Source organism: Streptomyces inhibens (genome assembly GCF_022221585.1).
Classification (GTDB): domain Bacteria; phylum Actinomycetota; class Actinomycetes; order Streptomycetales; family Streptomycetaceae; genus Streptomyces; species Streptomyces inhibens.
In genome coordinates, this window is sequence record NZ_CP084681.1 from 2,157,899 (window position 1) to 2,174,367 (window position 16,469).

The 16,469-nt window shown below is 71.7% G+C and carries 16 protein-coding genes; 4 read left to right on the top strand and 12 right to left on the bottom strand.

The genetic code is table 11. The annotated features are described in order from the left end of the window. Window positions 1-60: 60 nt before the first annotated feature. The 4 genes from KI385_RS10065 to infC form a co-directional block, all read right to left on the bottom strand. Window positions 61-915: a TrmH family RNA methyltransferase gene (locus KI385_RS10065; protein WP_238571851.1), complete on the bottom strand. Its 855-nt coding sequence runs from the start codon at window positions 913-915 to the stop codon at window positions 61-63. A gap of 117 nt (window positions 916-1,032) precedes the next feature. Next, window positions 1,033-1,416 (bottom strand): 50S ribosomal protein L20, encoded by a 384-nt coding sequence (gene rplT, locus KI385_RS10070; protein WP_018087732.1) that lies wholly within the window; start codon window positions 1,414-1,416, stop codon window positions 1,033-1,035. A 104-nt stretch (window positions 1,417-1,520) separates the two neighbouring features. Continuing rightward, window positions 1,521-1,715 (bottom strand): 50S ribosomal protein L35, encoded by a 195-nt coding sequence (gene rpmI, locus KI385_RS10075; RefSeq protein WP_006607578.1) that lies wholly within the window; start codon window positions 1,713-1,715, stop codon window positions 1,521-1,523. 125 nt (window positions 1,716-1,840) lie between these two features. After that, window positions 1,841-2,566 carry a translation initiation factor IF-3 gene (gene infC, locus KI385_RS10080; protein WP_238571852.1) on the bottom strand — a complete coding sequence of 242 codons (726 nt, stop codon included), beginning with the start codon at window positions 2,564-2,566 and terminating at the stop codon, window positions 1,841-1,843. Between the two features lie 323 nt (window positions 2,567-2,889). On the opposite strand from infC, the gene KI385_RS10085 reads away from it, so the two are divergent. Further along, window positions 2,890-3,279 carry a DUF1844 domain-containing protein gene (locus tag KI385_RS10085; protein WP_238571853.1) on the top strand — a complete coding sequence of 130 codons (390 nt, stop codon included), beginning with the start codon at window positions 2,890-2,892 and terminating at the stop codon, window positions 3,277-3,279. 100 nt (window positions 3,280-3,379) lie between these two features. Here KI385_RS10085 and KI385_RS10090 read toward each other — a convergent pair whose 3' ends face one another. The 4 genes from KI385_RS10090 to KI385_RS10105 form a co-directional block, all read right to left on the bottom strand. After that, window positions 3,380-4,144 carry an MIP family channel protein gene (locus KI385_RS10090; protein WP_238571854.1) on the bottom strand — a complete coding sequence of 255 codons (765 nt, stop codon included), beginning with the start codon at window positions 4,142-4,144 and terminating at the stop codon, window positions 3,380-3,382. A gap of 116 nt (window positions 4,145-4,260) precedes the next feature. Next, on the bottom strand, window positions 4,261-4,992 hold the full coding sequence (locus tag KI385_RS10095; RefSeq protein WP_238571855.1) for an SseB family protein: 732 nt from the start codon (window positions 4,990-4,992) through the stop codon (window positions 4,261-4,263). Between the two features lie 59 nt (window positions 4,993-5,051). Further along, the gene (gene mycP / locus KI385_RS10100; protein WP_238571856.1) at window positions 5,052-6,215 is read right to left on the bottom strand and encodes a type VII secretion-associated serine protease mycosin; all 1,164 of its coding nucleotides are present in this window, start codon (window positions 6,213-6,215) and stop codon (window positions 5,052-5,054) included. Then, on the bottom strand, window positions 6,212-7,600 hold the full coding sequence (locus KI385_RS10105; RefSeq protein ID WP_238571857.1) for a hypothetical protein: 1,389 nt from the start codon (window positions 7,598-7,600) through the stop codon (window positions 6,212-6,214). The genes mycP and KI385_RS10105 overlap by 4 nt, the downstream gene beginning before the upstream one ends. 245 nt (window positions 7,601-7,845) lie before the next feature. On the opposite strand from KI385_RS10105, the gene KI385_RS10110 reads away from it, so the two are divergent. Continuing rightward, complete coding sequence (locus KI385_RS10110; RefSeq protein WP_238571858.1) at window positions 7,846-9,066, top strand: amino acid deaminase/aldolase; 1,221 nt, start codon at window positions 7,846-7,848, stop codon at window positions 9,064-9,066. A gap of 24 nt (window positions 9,067-9,090) precedes the next feature. Here KI385_RS10110 and KI385_RS10115 read toward each other — a convergent pair whose 3' ends face one another. The 4 genes from KI385_RS10115 to KI385_RS10130 all read right to left on the bottom strand — a co-directional run bounded on the left by KI385_RS10115 (window position 9,091) and on the right by KI385_RS10130 (window position 14,024). Beyond that, entirely contained in the window at window positions 9,091-10,359 is a 1,269-nt protein-coding gene (locus KI385_RS10115) for a haloacid dehalogenase-like hydrolase (protein WP_238571859.1), read from the bottom strand. Window positions 10,360-10,471: 112 nt separating this feature from the next. After that, on the bottom strand, window positions 10,472-11,257 hold the full coding sequence (locus KI385_RS10120) for a 3-oxoacyl-ACP reductase (protein ID WP_238571860.1): 786 nt from the start codon (window positions 11,255-11,257) through the stop codon (window positions 10,472-10,474). Then, window positions 11,254-12,648: an aldehyde dehydrogenase family protein gene (locus KI385_RS10125; RefSeq protein WP_238571861.1), complete on the bottom strand. Its 1,395-nt coding sequence runs from the start codon at window positions 12,646-12,648 to the stop codon at window positions 11,254-11,256. Before KI385_RS10125 ends, KI385_RS10120 begins: the two co-directional genes overlap by 4 nt. Before the next feature lie 8 nt (window positions 12,649-12,656). Then, on the bottom strand, window positions 12,657-14,024 hold the full coding sequence (locus KI385_RS10130) for a glutamine synthetase family protein (protein WP_238571862.1): 1,368 nt from the start codon (window positions 14,022-14,024) through the stop codon (window positions 12,657-12,659). A 73-nt stretch (window positions 14,025-14,097) separates the two neighbouring features. Between KI385_RS10130 and KI385_RS10135 the strand changes: the two genes are divergently transcribed. Next, window positions 14,098-14,829, top strand: a complete 732-nt coding sequence (locus KI385_RS10135; RefSeq protein ID WP_238571863.1) for a FadR/GntR family transcriptional regulator — start codon at window positions 14,098-14,100, stop codon at window positions 14,827-14,829. Window positions 14,830-14,963: 134 nt separating this feature from the next. Continuing rightward, window positions 14,964-16,451 (top strand): ethanolamine permease, encoded by a 1,488-nt coding sequence (gene eat / locus KI385_RS10140; RefSeq protein WP_238571864.1) that lies wholly within the window; start codon window positions 14,964-14,966, stop codon window positions 16,449-16,451. Window positions 16,452-16,469: the final 18 nt, after the last annotated feature.

The following is a 16,469-nucleotide window of genomic DNA, read 5'->3' on the forward strand; positions in this document are numbered from 1 at the left end:
CCGGGCACGCAAGACTACTAGCTCCCGTCGGATGCGCCGGGAAGATCGGGGGTACGACCCTCAGGCGGGTGACACCGCGCGGCATCCGCCGGGGCTGCGCTGGGCGCGGGCCGAGGCGTAGAGGCAGACCGCGGCGGCCGTCGCGAGGTTGAGGCTCTCGGCCTTGCCGTGGATGGGGACCCGCACCACGGCGTCCGCCAGCGCCCGGGTCTCCTCCGGCAGCCCCCAGGCCTCGTTGCCGAACACCCAGGCGGTGGGTCCGCCCATGGAGCCGGCGTCCAGCTCGGCGTCCAGGTCGCGGTCGCCCGCGCCGTCCGCGGCGAGGATCCGTACCCCGGCGCCCTGGAGTCCGCCCACCACCCGCTCGACCGGTACGCCGACCGCGACCGGCAGGTGGAAGAGCGAACCGACCGAGGCCCGTACGGACTTGGGGTTGTAGAGGTCCACGGAGGCGTCCGTGAGCACGACGGCGTCGGCGCCCGCGGCGTCCGCGCAGCGCAGCACCGTGCCGGCGTTGCCGGGGTCGCGGACGTTGGCGAGCACCGCGATCAACTGCGGGCGGGCGGCGAGGATCTCCTCGAACGGCGAGTCGAGGAAGTGGCAGACGCCGAGCAGACCCTGCGGGGTGACGGTCTGGGAGATGTCGGCGACGGTCCTGTCGTCGGCGAAGTGGACCCGCACGCCGGCCGCGTGGGCCGCCTCGACGATCTCGGAGTGCCGCTCGGCGGCCTCGACGGTGGCGAACAGCTCGATGAGCGTGGGCGCGCCGCCCGTGCGGTGTGCGATGGCCTCCCGGACGGCCTGCGGGCCCTCGGCGATGAACCGGCGCTCCTTGCCGCGGAAGGCGCGGCGGGCCAGCCGCCGGGCGGCGGTGACGCGCGGGGAACGCGGGGAGATCAGCTCGGGGGTGCCCATGGGCGGCGGCTCGCTTCTGTTGTTCGGTGCGTGGAGGACCCTGGCCCGGTCCGGAAAAGCGGCGGACCCGCAGGCCGGGGCCTGCGGGTCCGCGTCACAACGTCGTCAGGCTGAAGTTCAGGCAGCCTTCGGGGCGTTGACGTCGCTCGGAAGCGCCTTCTGCGAGGCCTCGACGAGCGCGGCGAACGCGTTGGCGTCGTTGACCGCGAGGTCGGCCAGGATCTTGCGGTCCACCTCGATGTTGGCGGCCTTCAGACCCTGGATGAAGCGGTTGTACGTCATGCCGTTGGCGCGGGCAGCGGCGTTGATGCGCTGGATCCACAGCTGACGGAAGTCGCCCTTGCGCTTCTTGCGGTCGTTGTAGTTGTAGACGAGGGAGTGGGTGACCTGCTCCTTCGCCTTGCGGTACAGGCGGGAGCGCTGGCCACGGTAGCCGCTGGCCTGCTCGAGGATCGCCCGGCGCTTCTTGTGGGCGTTGACTGCCCGCTTGACGCGTGCCACTTGTTAACTCCTTGTAGCGGGGCCGTGGTTGTCGTCACACGACCCGAATCGATTGGGTCCCGGTCCGAGTAGCGCGCCCCCTCCAGTCAGTGGGGCGCGGCAGCTCACTTGCCGAGAAGCTTCTTGATCTTCGCGGCGTCGCCCGGGGCCATCTCGGCGTTGCCGGTGAGGCGACGCGTCACGCGGGACGACTTGTGCTCGAGCAGGTGGCGCTTGCCGGCGCGCTCACGCAGCACCTTGCCGGAGCCGGTGATCTTGAAGCGCTTGCTGGCACCGCTGTGCGTCTTGTTCTTCGGCATGCGCCGTTCTCTCCTCGTCAGTGGCGCTCCCGCAGGCACGGACCGGCAAGCGGGAGCGTCAGATGTATCGGTTGCTGTCCGGGGCGAGGTGCCCCGGATGGAATCCGGGGCTCACGCCTCGGGGATCACGCCTGGGCGTGCTCCTCGGTGGGCTCCTCGGTGGGCTCCTCCACGGACTGGTCCGCGGGAACTCCACCCTGGCGCTCCGCCTTGCGAGCGGCCTGCGCCTCACGGGCCTCGGCCATCGCCTCGGTCTTCTTCTTGTGCGGACCGAGAACCATGATCATGTTTCGGCCGTCCTGCTTCGGATTCGACTCGATGAAGCCGAGGTCCTCCACGTCGGACGCGAGCCGCTGCAGCAGCCGGAAGCCCAGCTCGGGGCGGGACTGCTCGCGACCACGGAACATGATCGTGATCTTGACCTTGTCACCCTGCTTGAGGAACCGGACGACGTGACCCTTCTTGGTGTCATAGTCGTGCGGGTCGATCTTCGGCCGGAGCTTCATCTCCTTGATGACCGTGTGCGCCTGGTTCTTGCGCGCCTCACGGGCCTTCATGGCCGACTCGTACTTGAACTTTCCGTAGTCCATGAGCTTGCAGACCGGCGGACGGGCGTTCGCCGCCACCTCGACCAGGTCGAGGTCGTACTCCTGCGCAAGCTCCAGGGCCTTGGCAAGCGGCACAATGCCGACCTGCTCGCCACTGGGACCGACGAGTCGCACCTCAGGGACGCGAATCCGGTCGTTGATGCGGGGCTCGGCGCTGATGGATCCTCCTCGGTAGCACCACGCGACGGCCTGGCGGACTGCCGCGTAACGTCTGTTTCGGTGTGACCAACCGCGCCGGTACATGAAAAATGCCCCGGACGGGACACAGGCGGGGCTCCGTGAATGGATCAGGAGCACCACCACGAATGTCTCCGCGGGGCGCAGCCGGACCGTTGACCCGCCAACCCTGAGGTCGGTCGGGTGGGAGATCGGAGCCTCCACTTGTGGGCCGGTCACATGCGTGTCCGGCCGGTCGGAACACCAGAATACACGAGTCAAGGGGAGGCACCCACTCTTGTGCCGCCACGGAGGCGCGCCGCGTCCAGGATGACGCTCCCGGACGCGGGGTCCGCGGGCACGGGCCATAGGCTGGAGCCGATCCCCTCAGCAGGAAGAAGTCCTAAGACATGAGCGACCAGACCCCGCAGCGGCCCGACGCCCCGGACGCGGCAGCCCCGTCGAGCCCCGACTTCGACGCCATGACCCGTGACATCGCGGAGGTGCCGGCGGTCGAGGTGATCACGACGGTCGCGGTGCATCTGATGAGCTCGGCGGCGGTCAACCTCGGGCTCGCCGAGGACGGCGCGGCGCACAAGGACCTCGACGAGGCGCGCAAGCTGATCCAGGCGCTGGCCGGGCTGGTCACCGCGAGCGCCACCGAGATCGGCTCGTACCACGCGGCGCCGCTGCGGGACGGGCTGAAGTCGCTGCAGCTGGCGTTCCGCGAGGCGTCGGTCGTGGCGGACGAGCCGGGGCAGGGGCCCGGGGAGAAGTTCACCGGGCCGGTCTACGGCTGAACGGGCCGGCGGACGGACCGCCGAGAGCCCGGACCTGTACAGCGACGAGCCCCGGCCGCCTCGGCCGGGGCTCGTCGTCGTCCGGGGAACGGTCGGCCGCTCAGGCCCGCTCTTCGGGCTCCGGTTCGCGGGGGAACATCTCGTCGGCGATGACGGCCGGCTCGTGCGGCGGATGGGTGATCTGGTGCACCACGGCCGCGATCACGCCGCCGATCAGTGGCGCGATGATGAACAGCCACAGCTGGGTGATGGCCGCGCCGCCCGCGAACAGGGCCGGGCCGATGGACCGGGCGGGGTTCACCGAGGTGCCGTCCAGCGGGAGGCCGATGAGGTGGACGGTGGCCAGCGCCAGACCGATCGGCAGACCGTCGAAGCCGATCACGGCCACCTTGTGGGTGACCGCCAGCACCACGAAGACGAACAGGAAGGTCATCACCATCTCGGCGACGAACGCACCGCCGAGGTTGATGTGCACCGCCGAGCGGTCGCCCCAGCCGTTCGTGCCGAAGGTCCCATGGGTCTGCAGCCCGGGGACCTGCTTGGCGACCAGGAAGAGCAGCGCCGCGCCGACGATGGCGCCGACCACCTGGGCGATCCAGTACTCCGTGGCGGTACGCAGCGTGATGCGGCGGGCCAGCAGCATGCCCAGCGTGACCGCGGGGTTGATGTGGCAGCCGGAGATCGGGCCGAGGGCGTAGGCAAGCGCCAGCATGGTGAAGCCGAAGGCCAGGGCGATGCCGAAGGTGCCGATGTATTCGCCCGCCAGCACAGCCGAGCCGACGGCGAAGAACACCAGGAGCAGCGTGCCGAGGAATTCGGATACGACCGTGCGGGTCAGGATCGTGCTGGTCTCCGTTTTCTCCATGGGGGCTCTCCTCGCGTGGATCTTGAGCTCTCCTCGCATTGTGCGGCCGGGGAGAGCAACGCGCCCGTTGACGGTCGGGAGCCCGGCCGGGGGTGCCGGGCCCCCGGGGTGGTGTGTCAACGCCGGTAGAGCGGTTCTCCGGCCGTCGTGGCGCCGGGGGGCAGAAGGGCCAGGTCCAGGCCGCGGACGAGGCGGGCGCGCAGGACCTCGTCGGCGGCCAGTGCCTGCGCGAGTCGCTGGGCGACCTCGGCGGTCGGGGCACCGGCGGCGAGACCGAGCGCGAGGGTGGCGTCGGTTTCGTCGGACGGGGCGAGGCGGGCCAGGAGGACGGCGGGCTCGGCGGCGAGCAGGGCGCGCAGGGCGTCGGTGACGGCCGGGTCGGCGAGCGGGTCGGCGCTCTCGCGGCCCTCGGCGAGGGCGCGCAGGGCGGGGCCGGTGAGCTGATAGGTGACCGGTCCTGCCAGGTCGACGACGACGGTGTCGGCCTGCTCGTGGGAGGCGGCCAGCAGCGCCTGCCGGAGCGGGACCGCCACGGGGCGGGCGTCCGGGCGCCAGCGCTGCAGGGTCTCCATGGACGTGAAGGCGGGGAGGGCGCGGCGGCCGTCCGGGGCCTGGAGGGTGGGGACGGCCATATCGCTGGTCTTCTCACGGCGGAGGCCGTCCGGACCCGTCTCGACCTCGCCGAGTACAGCCACGACGGGCACGAGGACGCGGGCGCCCGCCAGCGCCGACAGGAGCTGCGGCTCGGCACCGCGGTCCCGGTCGTAGGCCGCCAGGGCCGCGGCGAGGGCGGGGTCGGCGGAGCCGTCGTCGTCGGAGAAACCGGGGTCCGGGATGTTCTTCTGCACGGACCTGAGCGTATCGGCTCGGGTTTTCCCGGCTTCCGCCGCGCGTGGCTTCGGGCGCCTCAGGAGGAGCGGCGGCGCCAGATGACGAGGGCGGCCGCGATGAGGACGAGGCCCGCGGCGCCGGCGGTCCAGGGGAGCCAACCGGTGGTGGTGGCGTCGGTGTCGTCCGTGGTGGGGCCGGGGCCGAAGTAGCGGTGGGCGTAGGCGGCGGAGGACGGCTTCTGGGGAGTGGGCTTCAGGTCGGCGGCGGCCTTGATGGCGGCGGCGGGGTCGACCAGGCCGGCGCCGTAGTCGTCGTTGCGGCCGCCCTCGGGGGTGTCCTGCGCGGTGGAGGTGAGCAGCCGGCGGATCTGGTCCGGGCTGAGGTCGCGGTGCGCGGAGCGGATCAGGGCGACGGCGCCGGAGACGAAGGCGGCGGCGGGGCTGGTGCCCCAGCCCAGGTAGTAGGTGTTGTCGGGGTTGGCCATGGCGATGCCTTCGCCGGGCGCGCTGACCGTGGCGTACCAGTGGCGGGTGGAGAAGCCGGCGCGGTTTCCCGGGTGGGTGATGGCGGTGACGGCGAGGACGCCCGGGTAGGCGGCGGGATAGGAGACGTGGTCGCCCTTCAGGCCGCCGTTGCCCGCGGAGGCGACGACGGGGATGCCCTTGCCGAGGGCGTACTGGATGGCGGCGTCCTCGCGCGGCTCGGGGTGCGCGGACTCGCTGTCGTCGCCCAGCGACATATTGATCACGTCGGCGCCGTGGTCGGCGGCCCAGCGGATGCCGTCCGCCAGGGCGCCGGCCTTCTCGGTACGGGCCCGCTGGCGCTGCGGGTCGTTGTCCTCGAGGATCACCCGGACCGGCAGGATCTTGACGGCCGGGGCGACTCCGAGCACTCCGTCGTCGCGGCCCGCGCCATGGCCGTGGCCCGCGATGACGCTGGCCATACCGGTGCCGTGCTGGGCCCAGGACGGGTCGCCGGGACCGGCGCCGAAGCCGACCAGGTCCTTCTCGGGCAGGACCTGGCCCGTCAGGTCGGGGTTGTTGGCGTCCACGCCGGTGTCCAGGACGGCGACGGTGATGCCCTCGCCCTTGGTGGTGCGCCAGGCCTGCTGGGCGTGGATGGCTTCCAGGCCCCACTGCTGGGCGCGGATGGCGTCGGCCTGTGCGGGCACGGCGGGCAGTACGGCGAGCGCGGCGGAGGCCAGCGCGATGGCGGTGCCGCGCAGCACGGTCGTCCTCATGGCGCTGTCTCCGTTGTCTGGGTGGGGCTGCCGGACGCCTTGCGGAAGGCCGCCTCGACGCGGTCGGCGAGGTCCTTCGCGTCGTGGCCCAGGCCGGACTCGGCCGGGGCGGTGGTGGCACCGGGCCGGGTGGCGGCCTCGGCGGGCTGCGGCTCGCTGATGGCGCGGCCGTCGGCGAACCCGGAGACGGCGTAGACGATGACCGGGATGTCGGTGAGCACCCGGACGGTCCAACTGGCCCGCTGGGCGCGGCCGAAGCCGGCGGCCGGGGTGCCCTTGGCGGCGTACGGCAGCGGCAGGAGGTCGGTGCGGGTGCCCAGGCTCTTGGTGCTGAAGCGGGTGTTGAGGGCCATCATTCCGGCCGGGTCGGCCTTGGTGGTCTGGGCGCCGACCGTGATGACGCTGCTGCGGGTGGCATCGACGTACGTGGCGCGCAGCAGCCGGGTGCAGCCCGCTGTGGCGAACGCCTGGGCGAGCTTGGGGTCGTAGGCGTCGGTGCAGCCGCTGTCGGGGGCGACGGCGATGCGGGTCCAGGTCCGGTCGGCGCCGCCGGGGCCGACGCCCAGGCCGTTGACGGTGCGCGGGAAGAGGGTGTCGACGGGGGTGTTGTGCCAGACGTCGTGGCCCTTGGCGAAGGCGGCCTCGGCGGTGGGTGTGGCGTCGGCGGAGTCGTCGGTGAGCCAACTCCCGACCGCGGCACCGCCGATGAGGCCGATGCCGAGGACGAGGCAGGCCACGCCACCGAGCAGCCGGGCGCCCGGGCGGCGGCCGGCCGAGGGCCGGGGTGCGGCGGGCATGCCGGCGGTGGGCCCGACTCCCTGGTGCGGGAGGGGAGTTCGGGGCCAGGGCGGCTGCTGCGGACGTACGGCGCCGGGCATGGGCGGCTCGCTGCCGGGCGCCGCCGACGGGGTGGCGGAGGCCGGTTTGCGGGCGGAGGGCGGGGTGCTCGCTCCGCTGCCGGCGGCGCGCTCGGGGGCGCCGTTCCACAGCTCCTGGCTGTTGGCCAGGTGGAAGGCGGCGGTGTCGCGGAAGGAGGCGGGGCGGCCGGCCGGGGGCGGCGGCGGGGCGGGGGCCGTCGGCTCGGTGGGGACCGGGCGGCCGGGCGCGCGGTCCGGGCGGGGTGGCGGCTGTGCACCGGCGGCGGGCGGCGGCGTACGGGGCGGTGCGGGCGGCGGCGCGGCGGGGCGCGGCGGGACGGCGGGGTGCGGGGAGGGGGCGGCCGGGGTGCCCTGCGGCGGAACCGACGGCTCGGCGGGTACCCGGCGCAGCACGGCGGTCCGCGGATCCTCGTCCGGCTGCGGTGTCATCGGCGCGGGCTGCCGGGGCGGCCGCGGGGGTATGGGTGGGATGTGTCGCGCGTCGGTGAAATCGGCGTCGGTGCTCACCCGCGCTCCCCCTTGCGCCGCTGGCCCCCGGACCCGATCCGCAATCGGGGCAGGGTGGTTGGTATCCGGACAACACGCCGCTGACCTGCTGGTTGCGGTGTCGGGCCACTCTAAGGGCTGGTGCCGTCGGCACTCCAACCCCTGTCCGCCTCGTGTCCGCTCTGTCGCGATCTCTCCCCTACCCAGTGGTGGGGGTACCTCCCACGCCCTTTTGGCAGTGGGGGACGGTCTGGCAGGCTGCGGCCATGTCCCAGTACACAGCCGACGCGTATGGCGACAAAGCCCGATTCGACCGGGCCACCGCACCTTTCGACGCGCCCCTGGCCGTCGTCGACCTGGCGGCCTTCGACGCCAACGCGGACGATCTGGTGCGCCGCTCGAAGGGCAAGCCGATCCGGGTGGCGAGCAAGTCGGTGCGCTGCCGGGCCCTGCTGGAGCGGGTGCTGGCGCGCGACGGCTTCGCGGGGATCATGAGTTTCACGCTGGCCGAGTCGCTGTGGCTGGCGCGCTCGGGATTCACCGACGTCCTGCTGGCGTATCCGTCGGTGGACCGGGCGGGCTTCGCCGAGCTGACCGCCGACCCGAAGCTCGCGGCCGCGGTGACGGTGATGGTCGACGATCCGGCGCAGCTGGATCTGATCGACGCGGCCCGGCCGGCCGGCGGAGGGGGCGAGGAGGTGCGGGTGTGCCTGGAACTGGACACCTCCTACCGTCTGGCGGGCGGGAAGGTGCGGGTCGGTGCCCGGCGGTCGCCGCTGCGGGAGCCCGCCCAACTGGCCGCGCTGGCCCGGGTGGTGGTGCGCCGCCCCGGCTTCCGGCTGGTGGGGCTGATGGCGTACGAGGGTCATGTGGCGGGGGTGGGCGACGAGGTCGCCGGGAAGCCGGTGTTCTCCCGGGCGATCCGGTTGATGCAGGCGGCGGCCCGCAAGGAGCTGGCGCGGCGACGCTGGGAGGCCGTACGGGCGGTGCGGGCGGTGGCGCCGCGGCTGGAGTTCGTCAACGGCGGCGGGACCGGCAGTGTGCAGCACACCGCGGCGGAGGCGGCGGTCACCGAGATCGCGGCCGGCTCGGGGCTGTATGTGCCGCGGCTGTTCGACAACTTCCGTTCGTTCAGCGGGCGTCCGGCGGCGCTGTTCGCCCAGCCGGTGGTGCGCCGGCCGGGACCCGGCGTGGTGACGGTGCTGGGCGGCGGCTATCCGGCGTCGGGTGTGGCGGGCCCCGACCGGCTGCCGGTGCCGTATCTGCCGGCCGGGCTGCGCTACGACCCGCAGGAGGGGCCCGGTGAGGTGCAGACGCCGCTGCTGGGGCCGGCCGCGGACGGGCTGGCGATCGGCGACAAGGTGTGGTTCCGGCATGCGAAGGCCGGTGAGCTGTGTGAGCGGTTCACGGAGCTGCGGCTGATCGACGGGGACCGGGTGGTGGCGACGGTCCCGACGTACCGGGGGGAGGGCCACGCCTTTCTCTGACCGGGCGTGGCCCTCCCGGTGTGCTCAGTACACGGTGTCCTGCTGGTCGGGGACCACCGAGCCGTCGGGGCGGAGGACCGGGCCGAGGGTGCCGTCCGGCTTGGTGTAGCCGGTGGTCGAGCACGGGTACCCGTCGGCCTTGCGCTTCTTCGGCTCGATGAACATCGGGTTGACGAGCCAGTGGCCGTCGCTGTTGTCGTACGCGCGGCACATCAGTTCGGGCTTGTTGCGGTTGATGGCCAGATGCCCCGCGGTGGCGTCGCCGACGAACGTCACATCGGTCTCGGCGTCGCCCGCCGCGAAGGCGGCGCGGTGCGCGCGGTCCTGCTGCTGCCAGGCCTTGGCGCCCTTGACGTGGAAGATCTCCTGGTTGATCCAGCAGCGCTTGCCGTCGATGTACGTCAGGACCTCGCCGTTGGTGTCCTTGACGTCGCCGCAGCCCTGGACGCCGGTGGTGAGCCGGCCGTCGCTGACGAGGTTGCGGATGCCGATGACGTGGTCGCGGTCGATGCCCACGCCGGGTGCCCAGGCCTGTACCAGCGGCTCGGCGGACGCGGAGACGATCCAGACGTCGAAGCCGGCCTTCTTGAGGGTGCGGATGAGGTCGCGCTGCTGGTCGTAGTAGCGCACGTATCCGGCCCACTTGTGCGTGCCGACCGTTTGCTGCGTACCGATCGGTGCGGCGAGGTTCTCCTTGCGCGCCTTGGCGGCAAACGAGGTCAGGGCGTCCGGGCTGTGCCCGGCGAACAGCTGGGTGATCCAGACGTAGGAGGGCACCGTGCGCCGGTGGTTCCACTCCCCCGCGAACGCTTCCTTGCCACCGGAGGTCTTCTCGTCGTTGTAGACATCCAGGATCTCGTCGGTGCAGTCGGTGTCGGTCGACGTCGGCAGCGGACGCCCGGCAGGCACGGACGTGCCGCACGCCTTGGTGAGCGCGGCAGCGGCATCGTCGGTCAGCCACTTGTTGGTGGCCTTCCAGCTGGTGGGCCGGAGCACCTTGTCGTGCTTCAGCATCCAGGCCAGCGTGGCGTCGGAGATGTCGTTCTTGACGACGGTGTTGTCCCAGTCGAAGGTCGCGACCGGCTGCGCGCCGTCGGAGCCGGAGCAGCTGCCCTGCTCGTCGATCATTTTCTGCAGCTTGGCACGGTTCTCGCCGTACCAGCCTGTGGACACGTGAAGGGTCGGACAGTGACGCGGAGCCGGGCCCGCCGAGGCCGTCTGGGCGGCCGCGACGCCGCCTCCCACGACCGCGAGGGCAGCACCAGCTGCCAGCCAGCGACGCTTGTTGAGCATGGAACGCACTCCTGTCGAACGAAGAACCGAAGGCGGACGCTAACGCATGGCGGCCGGGCGTCGAGCGACGTCCGACCGCCAATGCGCTTACGCGGAAGTGAACAACAAGCGTTTACAGCGGGGTGACGTACGCGCCCGCGATACCGCCGTCGACCAGGAATTCGGCGGCGTTGACGAACGAGGAGTCGTCGCTGGCGAGGAAGGCGACGGCGGAGGCGATCTCCTCGGGCTCGGCGAACCGGCCGACCGGGACATGCACCAGGCGGCGCGCGGCACGCTCGGGGTCCTTGGCGAACAGCTCCTTCAGCAGCGGGGTGTTGACCGGTCCCGGGCACAGGGCGTTGACCCGGATGCCCTCGCGGGCGAACTGCACGCCCAGTTCGCGGGACATGGACAGCACGCCGCCCTTGGAAGCGGTGTAGCTGATCTGGGAGGTGGCGGCGCCCATCACGGCCACGAAGGACGCGGTGTTGATGATGGAGCCCTTGCCCTGGCGCTGCATGTAGGGCAGCGCGTGCTTGCAGCAGAGGTAGACCGAGGTGAGGTTGACCTCCTGGACGCGCCTCCAGGCGTCCAGGCCGGTGGTGAGGATCGAGTCGTCGTCGGGCGGGGAGATACCGGCGTTGTTGAAGGCGATGTCGACCGAGCCGTAGGTGTCGAAGGCGGTCTTGTAGAGCGCCTCGACCTGCTCGGAGTCGGTCACATCGACCTGGACGAAGGTGCCGCCGACCTCTTCGGCGGCGGCCTTGCCCGCGGTCTCGTCGATGTCGGCGCACACGACGTTGGCGCCTTCGGAGGCGAGTCGGCGGGCGGTGGCCAGGCCGATGCCGCTGCCGGCTCCGGTGATCACGGCGGTACGGCCGACGAGGCGGCGGCACACTGCGGTCTGGTCGGTCACTTGCTCTCCTCGGTGCTGTTCTGGGTGCTGATCTCGGTGCTGATGAAGATGTTCTTGGTCTCGGTGAAGGCGGTCAGTGCGTCCGGGCCCAGTTCGCGGCCGAGGCCGGACTGCTTGAACCCTCCGAAGGGGGTCCAATAGCGCACACTGCTGTGGGAGTTGACGGAGAGGTTGCCGGCCGCGACGGCGCGCGAGACGCGCAGCGCACGGCCGACATCGCGGGTCCACAGCGAGCCGGACAGGCCGTAGTCCGTCGCGTTGGCGATCCGTACCGCGTCGGCCTCGTCGTCGAAGGGGATGACGACGGCGACCGGGCCGAAGATCTCCTCGACGGCCGTACGGTCGTCGGGGCGCCCTTCCAGGACGGTGGCCGGGTACCAGAAGCCCTTGCCGGCGGGCGCCTCGCCGCGGATGGCGGCCGGGGCGTCCTCGGGAACGTAGGACCGTACGCGCTCGCGCTGGGCGGCGGAGATCAGCGGGCCCATCTGCGTCGCCGGATCGGCCGGGTCGCCGACGGTGAACGCCTTGACGGCGGGCTCCAGCAGCTCCATGAAGCGGTCGTAGACCGTCCGCTGGACCAGGATGCGGCTGCGGGCGCAGCAGTCCTGGCCGGTGTTGTCGAGGAAGGAGCCGGGGGCGGCGGCCGCGGCGGCCTCGATGTCGGCGTCGGCGAAGACGATGTTGGGGCTCTTGCCGCCGAGTTCGAGGGTGAGCCGCTTGGTCTGTGCCGCGCAGCGGGCGGCGATCTGCCGTCCGGTGGCGGTGGAGCCGGTGAAGACGACCTTGGCGACGCCCGGGTGGTCGACGAGCGCGGTGCCGGTGACCGGGCCCTCGCCGGGCAGGACCTGGAAGAGGCCCTCGGGCAGGCCTGCCTCCAGGGCCAGCTCGGCGAGCCGCAGCGCGGTGAGCGGGGTGGTCTCGGCGGGCTTGAGGAGGACGGCGTTGCCGGCCGCGAGTGCGGGGGCGGTGCCCCAGGCGGCGATCGGCATCGGGAAGTTCCAGGGGGCGATGACGGCGACCACGCCGAGCGGTTCCTGGACGGTGATGTTCAGGCCGCCGGCGACCGGGATCTGCGTACCGGTCAGGCGCTCCACTCCCCCCGCTGCGTAGTGCAGCAGATCGCGGACGTTGCCCGCTTCCCACTGCGCGTTGCCCAACGGGTGGCCGGCCTCGCGCAGTTCGAGTTCGGCGAGCGCGGAGATGTTCGCGTCGACGACGTCGGCGAAGCGGCGCAGGATGCGGGCCCGGTCGCCGGGTGCCACCGCGGCCCAGGCCTCCTGGGCCGCGGCGGCCCGCCGGACCGCGGCGTCGACCTGTTCGGGGGAGGTGGTGGGGACGGTGGCCACCACCTCCTCGGTGGCCGGATTGAGGATGTTCAGCTCGTGCAGCACAGCGTTCCTTACATGCGCTCGAAGGAGCGGAAGCGCTCCCAGTCCGTGACGGCGGCGTCGTAGGCGTCCTGTTCGACGCGGGCCATGTGGCGGTAGTGGTCGACCACCTCGTCGCCGAAGGCCTCCCGGGCGATCGGGCTGTTCTCCCACAGTTCGGCGGCCTCGCGCAGGGTCGTGGGGACGTGTGCGGCGTCGCCGGCGTAGGCGTTGCCGGTGGTGGCCTCGGGGAGCTCCAGCTCGTGCTCTATGCCGTACAGGCCGGCCGCGACCATGGCGGCGACCGCGAGGTAGGGGTTCACATCGCCGCCGGGCAGGCGGTTCTCCAGACGGTGCGCGCGGCCGTGGCCGACCACCCGCAGGGCGCAGGTGCGGTTGTCGGGTCCCCAGGCGACGGCGGTGGGCGCGAAGGAACCGGGGCGGAAGCGCTTGTAGGAGTTGATGTTGGGCGCGTAGAAGAGCGTGAAATCGCGCATCGCGGCGAGCTGGCCGGCCAGGAAGTGCCGCATGGTCTTCGACATGCCGTACGGGCCGCTCTCGTCGGCCAGCACCGGCCGGCCCTCCGCGTCCTGGAGCGAGAGGTGGATATGACAGGAGTTGCCCTCGCGCTCGTCGTACTTCGCCATGAAGGTGAGCGACATGCCCTCCTGGGAGGCGATCTCCTTGGCACCCGTCTTGTAGATGCTGTGCTGGTCGCAGGTGGTGAGCGCCTCGTCGTAGACGAAGACGATCTCGTGCTGGCCCAGGTTGCACTCGCCCTTGGCGGACTCGACGGTCATGCCGGCCGCGCCCATTTCGTTGCGGATACGGCGCAGTACGGGCTCGACGCGGCCGGTGCCCAGGACGGAGTAGTCGCCGTTGTACTGGTTGGCCGGGTTCATCTGGCGGTAGCCGCGCGCCCAGGCGTCCTCGTAGGTGTCCTTGAAGAGCATGAACTCCAGCTCGGTGCCGGCGTGGGCGCTCCAGCCGTGCTCGGCGAGACGGTCGAGCTGGCGGCGCAGGATCTGCCGGGGCGAGGCGACGACCGGCGAGCCGTCGTGCCAGGCGAGGTCGGCGGTGATCAGGGCGGTGCCGGCGTTCCAGGGGGTGCGGCGCAGGGTGGCCGTATCGGCGTGCATCGCGAAGTCGCCGTAGCCGCGTTCCCAGGAGGACATGGCGTAGCCGTCGACGGTGTTGAGGTCGACATCGACGGCGAGGAGGTAGTTGCAGCCCTCCGTGCCGTGTTCGAGGACGGTGTCGAGGAAATATCGGGCCGCGAACCGCTTGCCCTGGAGCCTGCCTTGCATATCGGTGAAGGCGAGGACGACAGTGTCGATCTCCCCGGCGTCGACGAGGACTCTGAGCTCCTCGACGGAGAGTGGGGGCGTGCGGTCTGCCACGGTGTTGCCTCCTGTCACTGCATCCGGAGGTCATAAGGTAGGCACACGAACCATTGATTGGGAAGGGGTATCGATGGACGGTGCGGCTGACCGGCTGGCACCCGTGCTGCGGCCGGTGCGCGCGGGCAACGGTTTCGAGGAGGCTCTGGAGCAGATACTCCAGATCGTCCGGCTCGGCCTGGTACCCCAGGGCGAACGGCTGCCCGCGGAGCGGGAGTTGGCGGAGCGGCTGCAGATCAGCCGGGTCACCCTGCGCGAGGTGCTGAAGGTGCTCCAGGACGAGGGCCTGGTGGAGAGCCGGCGCGGGCGCTACGGCGGCACATTCGTCCGGGGGCGTACGGAGAATCCGGGCGAGGCCGAGCTGCGGCGCCGGATCGAGAAGATCGACGTCGAGGACACGCTGCGCTTCCGGGAGGTGCTGGAGGTGGGCGCGGCCGGGCTGTGCGCGGCCCACGGGCTGACCGACGAGCAGAGTGACCGGCTGCGGGCGGCGCTGGCGGCGACCCAGGACGCGCCGCTGGCGGACTACCGCAGGCGCGACACCCTGCTGCATCTGACGCTGGCGGAGCTGTCCGGCTCGCCCTCGCTGGCCGCGCAGTACGCGGCGGTCCGGGCGAGCGTGAACGACCTCCTGGACTGCATTCCGCTCCTGGTACGGAACCTGGAGCACTCCCAGACCCAGCACAGCGCGCTGGTGGAGGCGGTGCTGGAGGGTGATGCGGACGGTGCGCGCGAGGTGATGCGCGAGCACTGCTGCGGGACCGCGGCGCTGCTGCGCGGCTTCCTGACCGCTCCGGCGCCATGAGCGCCCGGCCGACGCCGTGGGCCTGCGTTAACCATTCTTTTACGCACGGGTCTTGCGCTGGAGCGGCAGCGAGAGCAAAGGTATGCCGCTGAACCTTTGCTCGATTTCCCCCCTCGGCGAGGCAGGAGCGGCTCATGGCCGACAGCACGGAATCGCAGACCGCACCGCCCACCCCGTCCTCGGGTGGCACCACACCGGGCGGCACCGCATCGCCCGACGAGACCTACCTTGAACGGCGGACACTGCGCCGCGGCAGCGCGGGACCGCTGCTGCTGACCGGCCTGGGCGTCGCCTACGTCGTCTCCGGCGACTTCTCGGGCTGGAACAACGGCCTGGCACAGGGCGGCTTCGGAGGCCTGGCCATCGCGGCCGTCCTGATGGGCCTGATGTACACCTGTCTGGTCTTCGCGCTGGCGGAGCTGGCCTCGATCCTGCCGACCGCGGGCGGCGGTTACGGCTTCGCCCGGCGTGCGCTGGGCACCTGGGGCGGTTTCCTCACCGGCACCGCGATCCTGATCGAATATGTACTGGCCCCGGCCGCGATCTCCATCTTCATCGGTGACTATGTCGAATCGCTCGGCCTGTTCGGCCTGCACTCCAGCTGGCCGGTCTATCTCGCCTGCTTTGTGATCTTCATCGGGATCCATCTGTGGGGCGTGGGCGAGGCGCTGCGCTTCAGCCTGATCGTCACCGCCATCGCGGTCGCCGCGATCATCGTCTTCGCGGTCGCCGCGCTGACCGACTTCCATGTCGACGCGCTCAACGACATCCCCGTCGAGGCCGGCGCCTTCGGGGCCAGCTCCTGGCTGCCGTTCGGCATTCTGGGGATCTTGGCGTCGTTCCCGTTCGGCATGTGGTTCTTCCTCGGCGTCGAGGGCGTACCGCTGGCGGCCGAGGAGACCAAGGACCCGGCTCGCTCGCTGCCCAGGGCGATGGCCGCCGCGATGGGCATTCTGCTGCTGCTCGCGCTGATCACCTTTGTCGCCGCGACCGGGGCGCGCGGCAGCGCCGCGATCCAGTCGGTGGGCGATCCGCTGGTCCAGGCGCTGCAGCCGCACGGCAAGCCGACCACCATCGGCCGGATCGTCAACTACGCCGGTCTCGCGGGCCTGGTGGCGTCCTTCTTCTCCCTCATCTTCGCCGGTTCACGCCAGCTCTTCGCGCTCTCCCGGGCCGGCTATCTGCCCCGCTTCCTGTCCCTGACCAGCCGCCGCAAGGCCCCCTACCTGGGTCTGCTGGTGCCCGGCGCGCTCGGCTTCGCGCTCGCCGCGGCCACCGGCGACGGCGCCCGGATGCTCAATGTCGCGGTCTTCGGCGCCACCATCTCCTATGCGCTGATGGCCCTCTCGCACATCGTGCTGCGCCGCCGCGAGCCCGGTCTGCACCGCCCCTACCGCACCCCGGGCGGCGCGCTGACCTCGACCGTCGCCTTCGTACTGGCCTGCTCGGCGCTGGTGGCGACGTTCCTGGTCGACAAGGACGCCGCCTTCATCGCCCTCGGCGTGTACGTGGTGGCGCTGGCCTACTTCGCCTTCTACTCCCGGCACCGGCTGGTGGCCTCGGCGCCCGAGGAGGAGTTCGCGGCGCTGGCGGCGGCGGAGGCCGAGCTCGAACGCGACTAGCCACAACCCTCTTGCCGT

What these genes read in the sequence shown, in the direction of transcription:
- KI385_RS10065 (WP_238571851.1), bottom strand. Translation starts at nt 915, where the DNA reads ATGGGCACCCCCGAGCTGATCTCCCCGCGTTCCCCGCGCGTCACCGCC.
- rpmI (WP_006607578.1), bottom strand. Translation starts at nt 1,715, where the DNA reads ATGCCGAAGAACAAGACGCACAGCGGTGCCAGCAAGCGCTTCAAGATC.
- infC (WP_238571852.1), bottom strand. Translation starts at nt 2,566, where the DNA reads ATGTACCGGCGCGGTTGGTCACACCGAAACAGACGTTACGCGGCAGTC.
- KI385_RS10085 (WP_238571853.1), top strand. Translation starts at nt 2,890, where the DNA reads ATGAGCGACCAGACCCCGCAGCGGCCCGACGCCCCGGACGCGGCAGCC.
- KI385_RS10090 (WP_238571854.1), bottom strand. Translation starts at nt 4,144, where the DNA reads ATGGAGAAAACGGAGACCAGCACGATCCTGACCCGCACGGTCGTATCC.
- mycP (WP_238571856.1), bottom strand. Translation starts at nt 6,215, where the DNA reads ATGAGGACGACCGTGCTGCGCGGCACCGCCATCGCGCTGGCCTCCGCC.
- KI385_RS10110 (WP_238571858.1), top strand. Translation starts at nt 7,846, where the DNA reads ATGTCCCAGTACACAGCCGACGCGTATGGCGACAAAGCCCGATTCGAC.
- KI385_RS10115 (WP_238571859.1), bottom strand. Translation starts at nt 10,359, where the DNA reads ATGCTCAACAAGCGTCGCTGGCTGGCAGCTGGTGCTGCCCTCGCGGTC.
- KI385_RS10135 (WP_238571863.1), top strand. Translation starts at nt 14,098, where the DNA reads ATGGACGGTGCGGCTGACCGGCTGGCACCCGTGCTGCGGCCGGTGCGC.
- eat (WP_238571864.1), top strand. Translation starts at nt 14,964, where the DNA reads ATGGCCGACAGCACGGAATCGCAGACCGCACCGCCCACCCCGTCCTCG.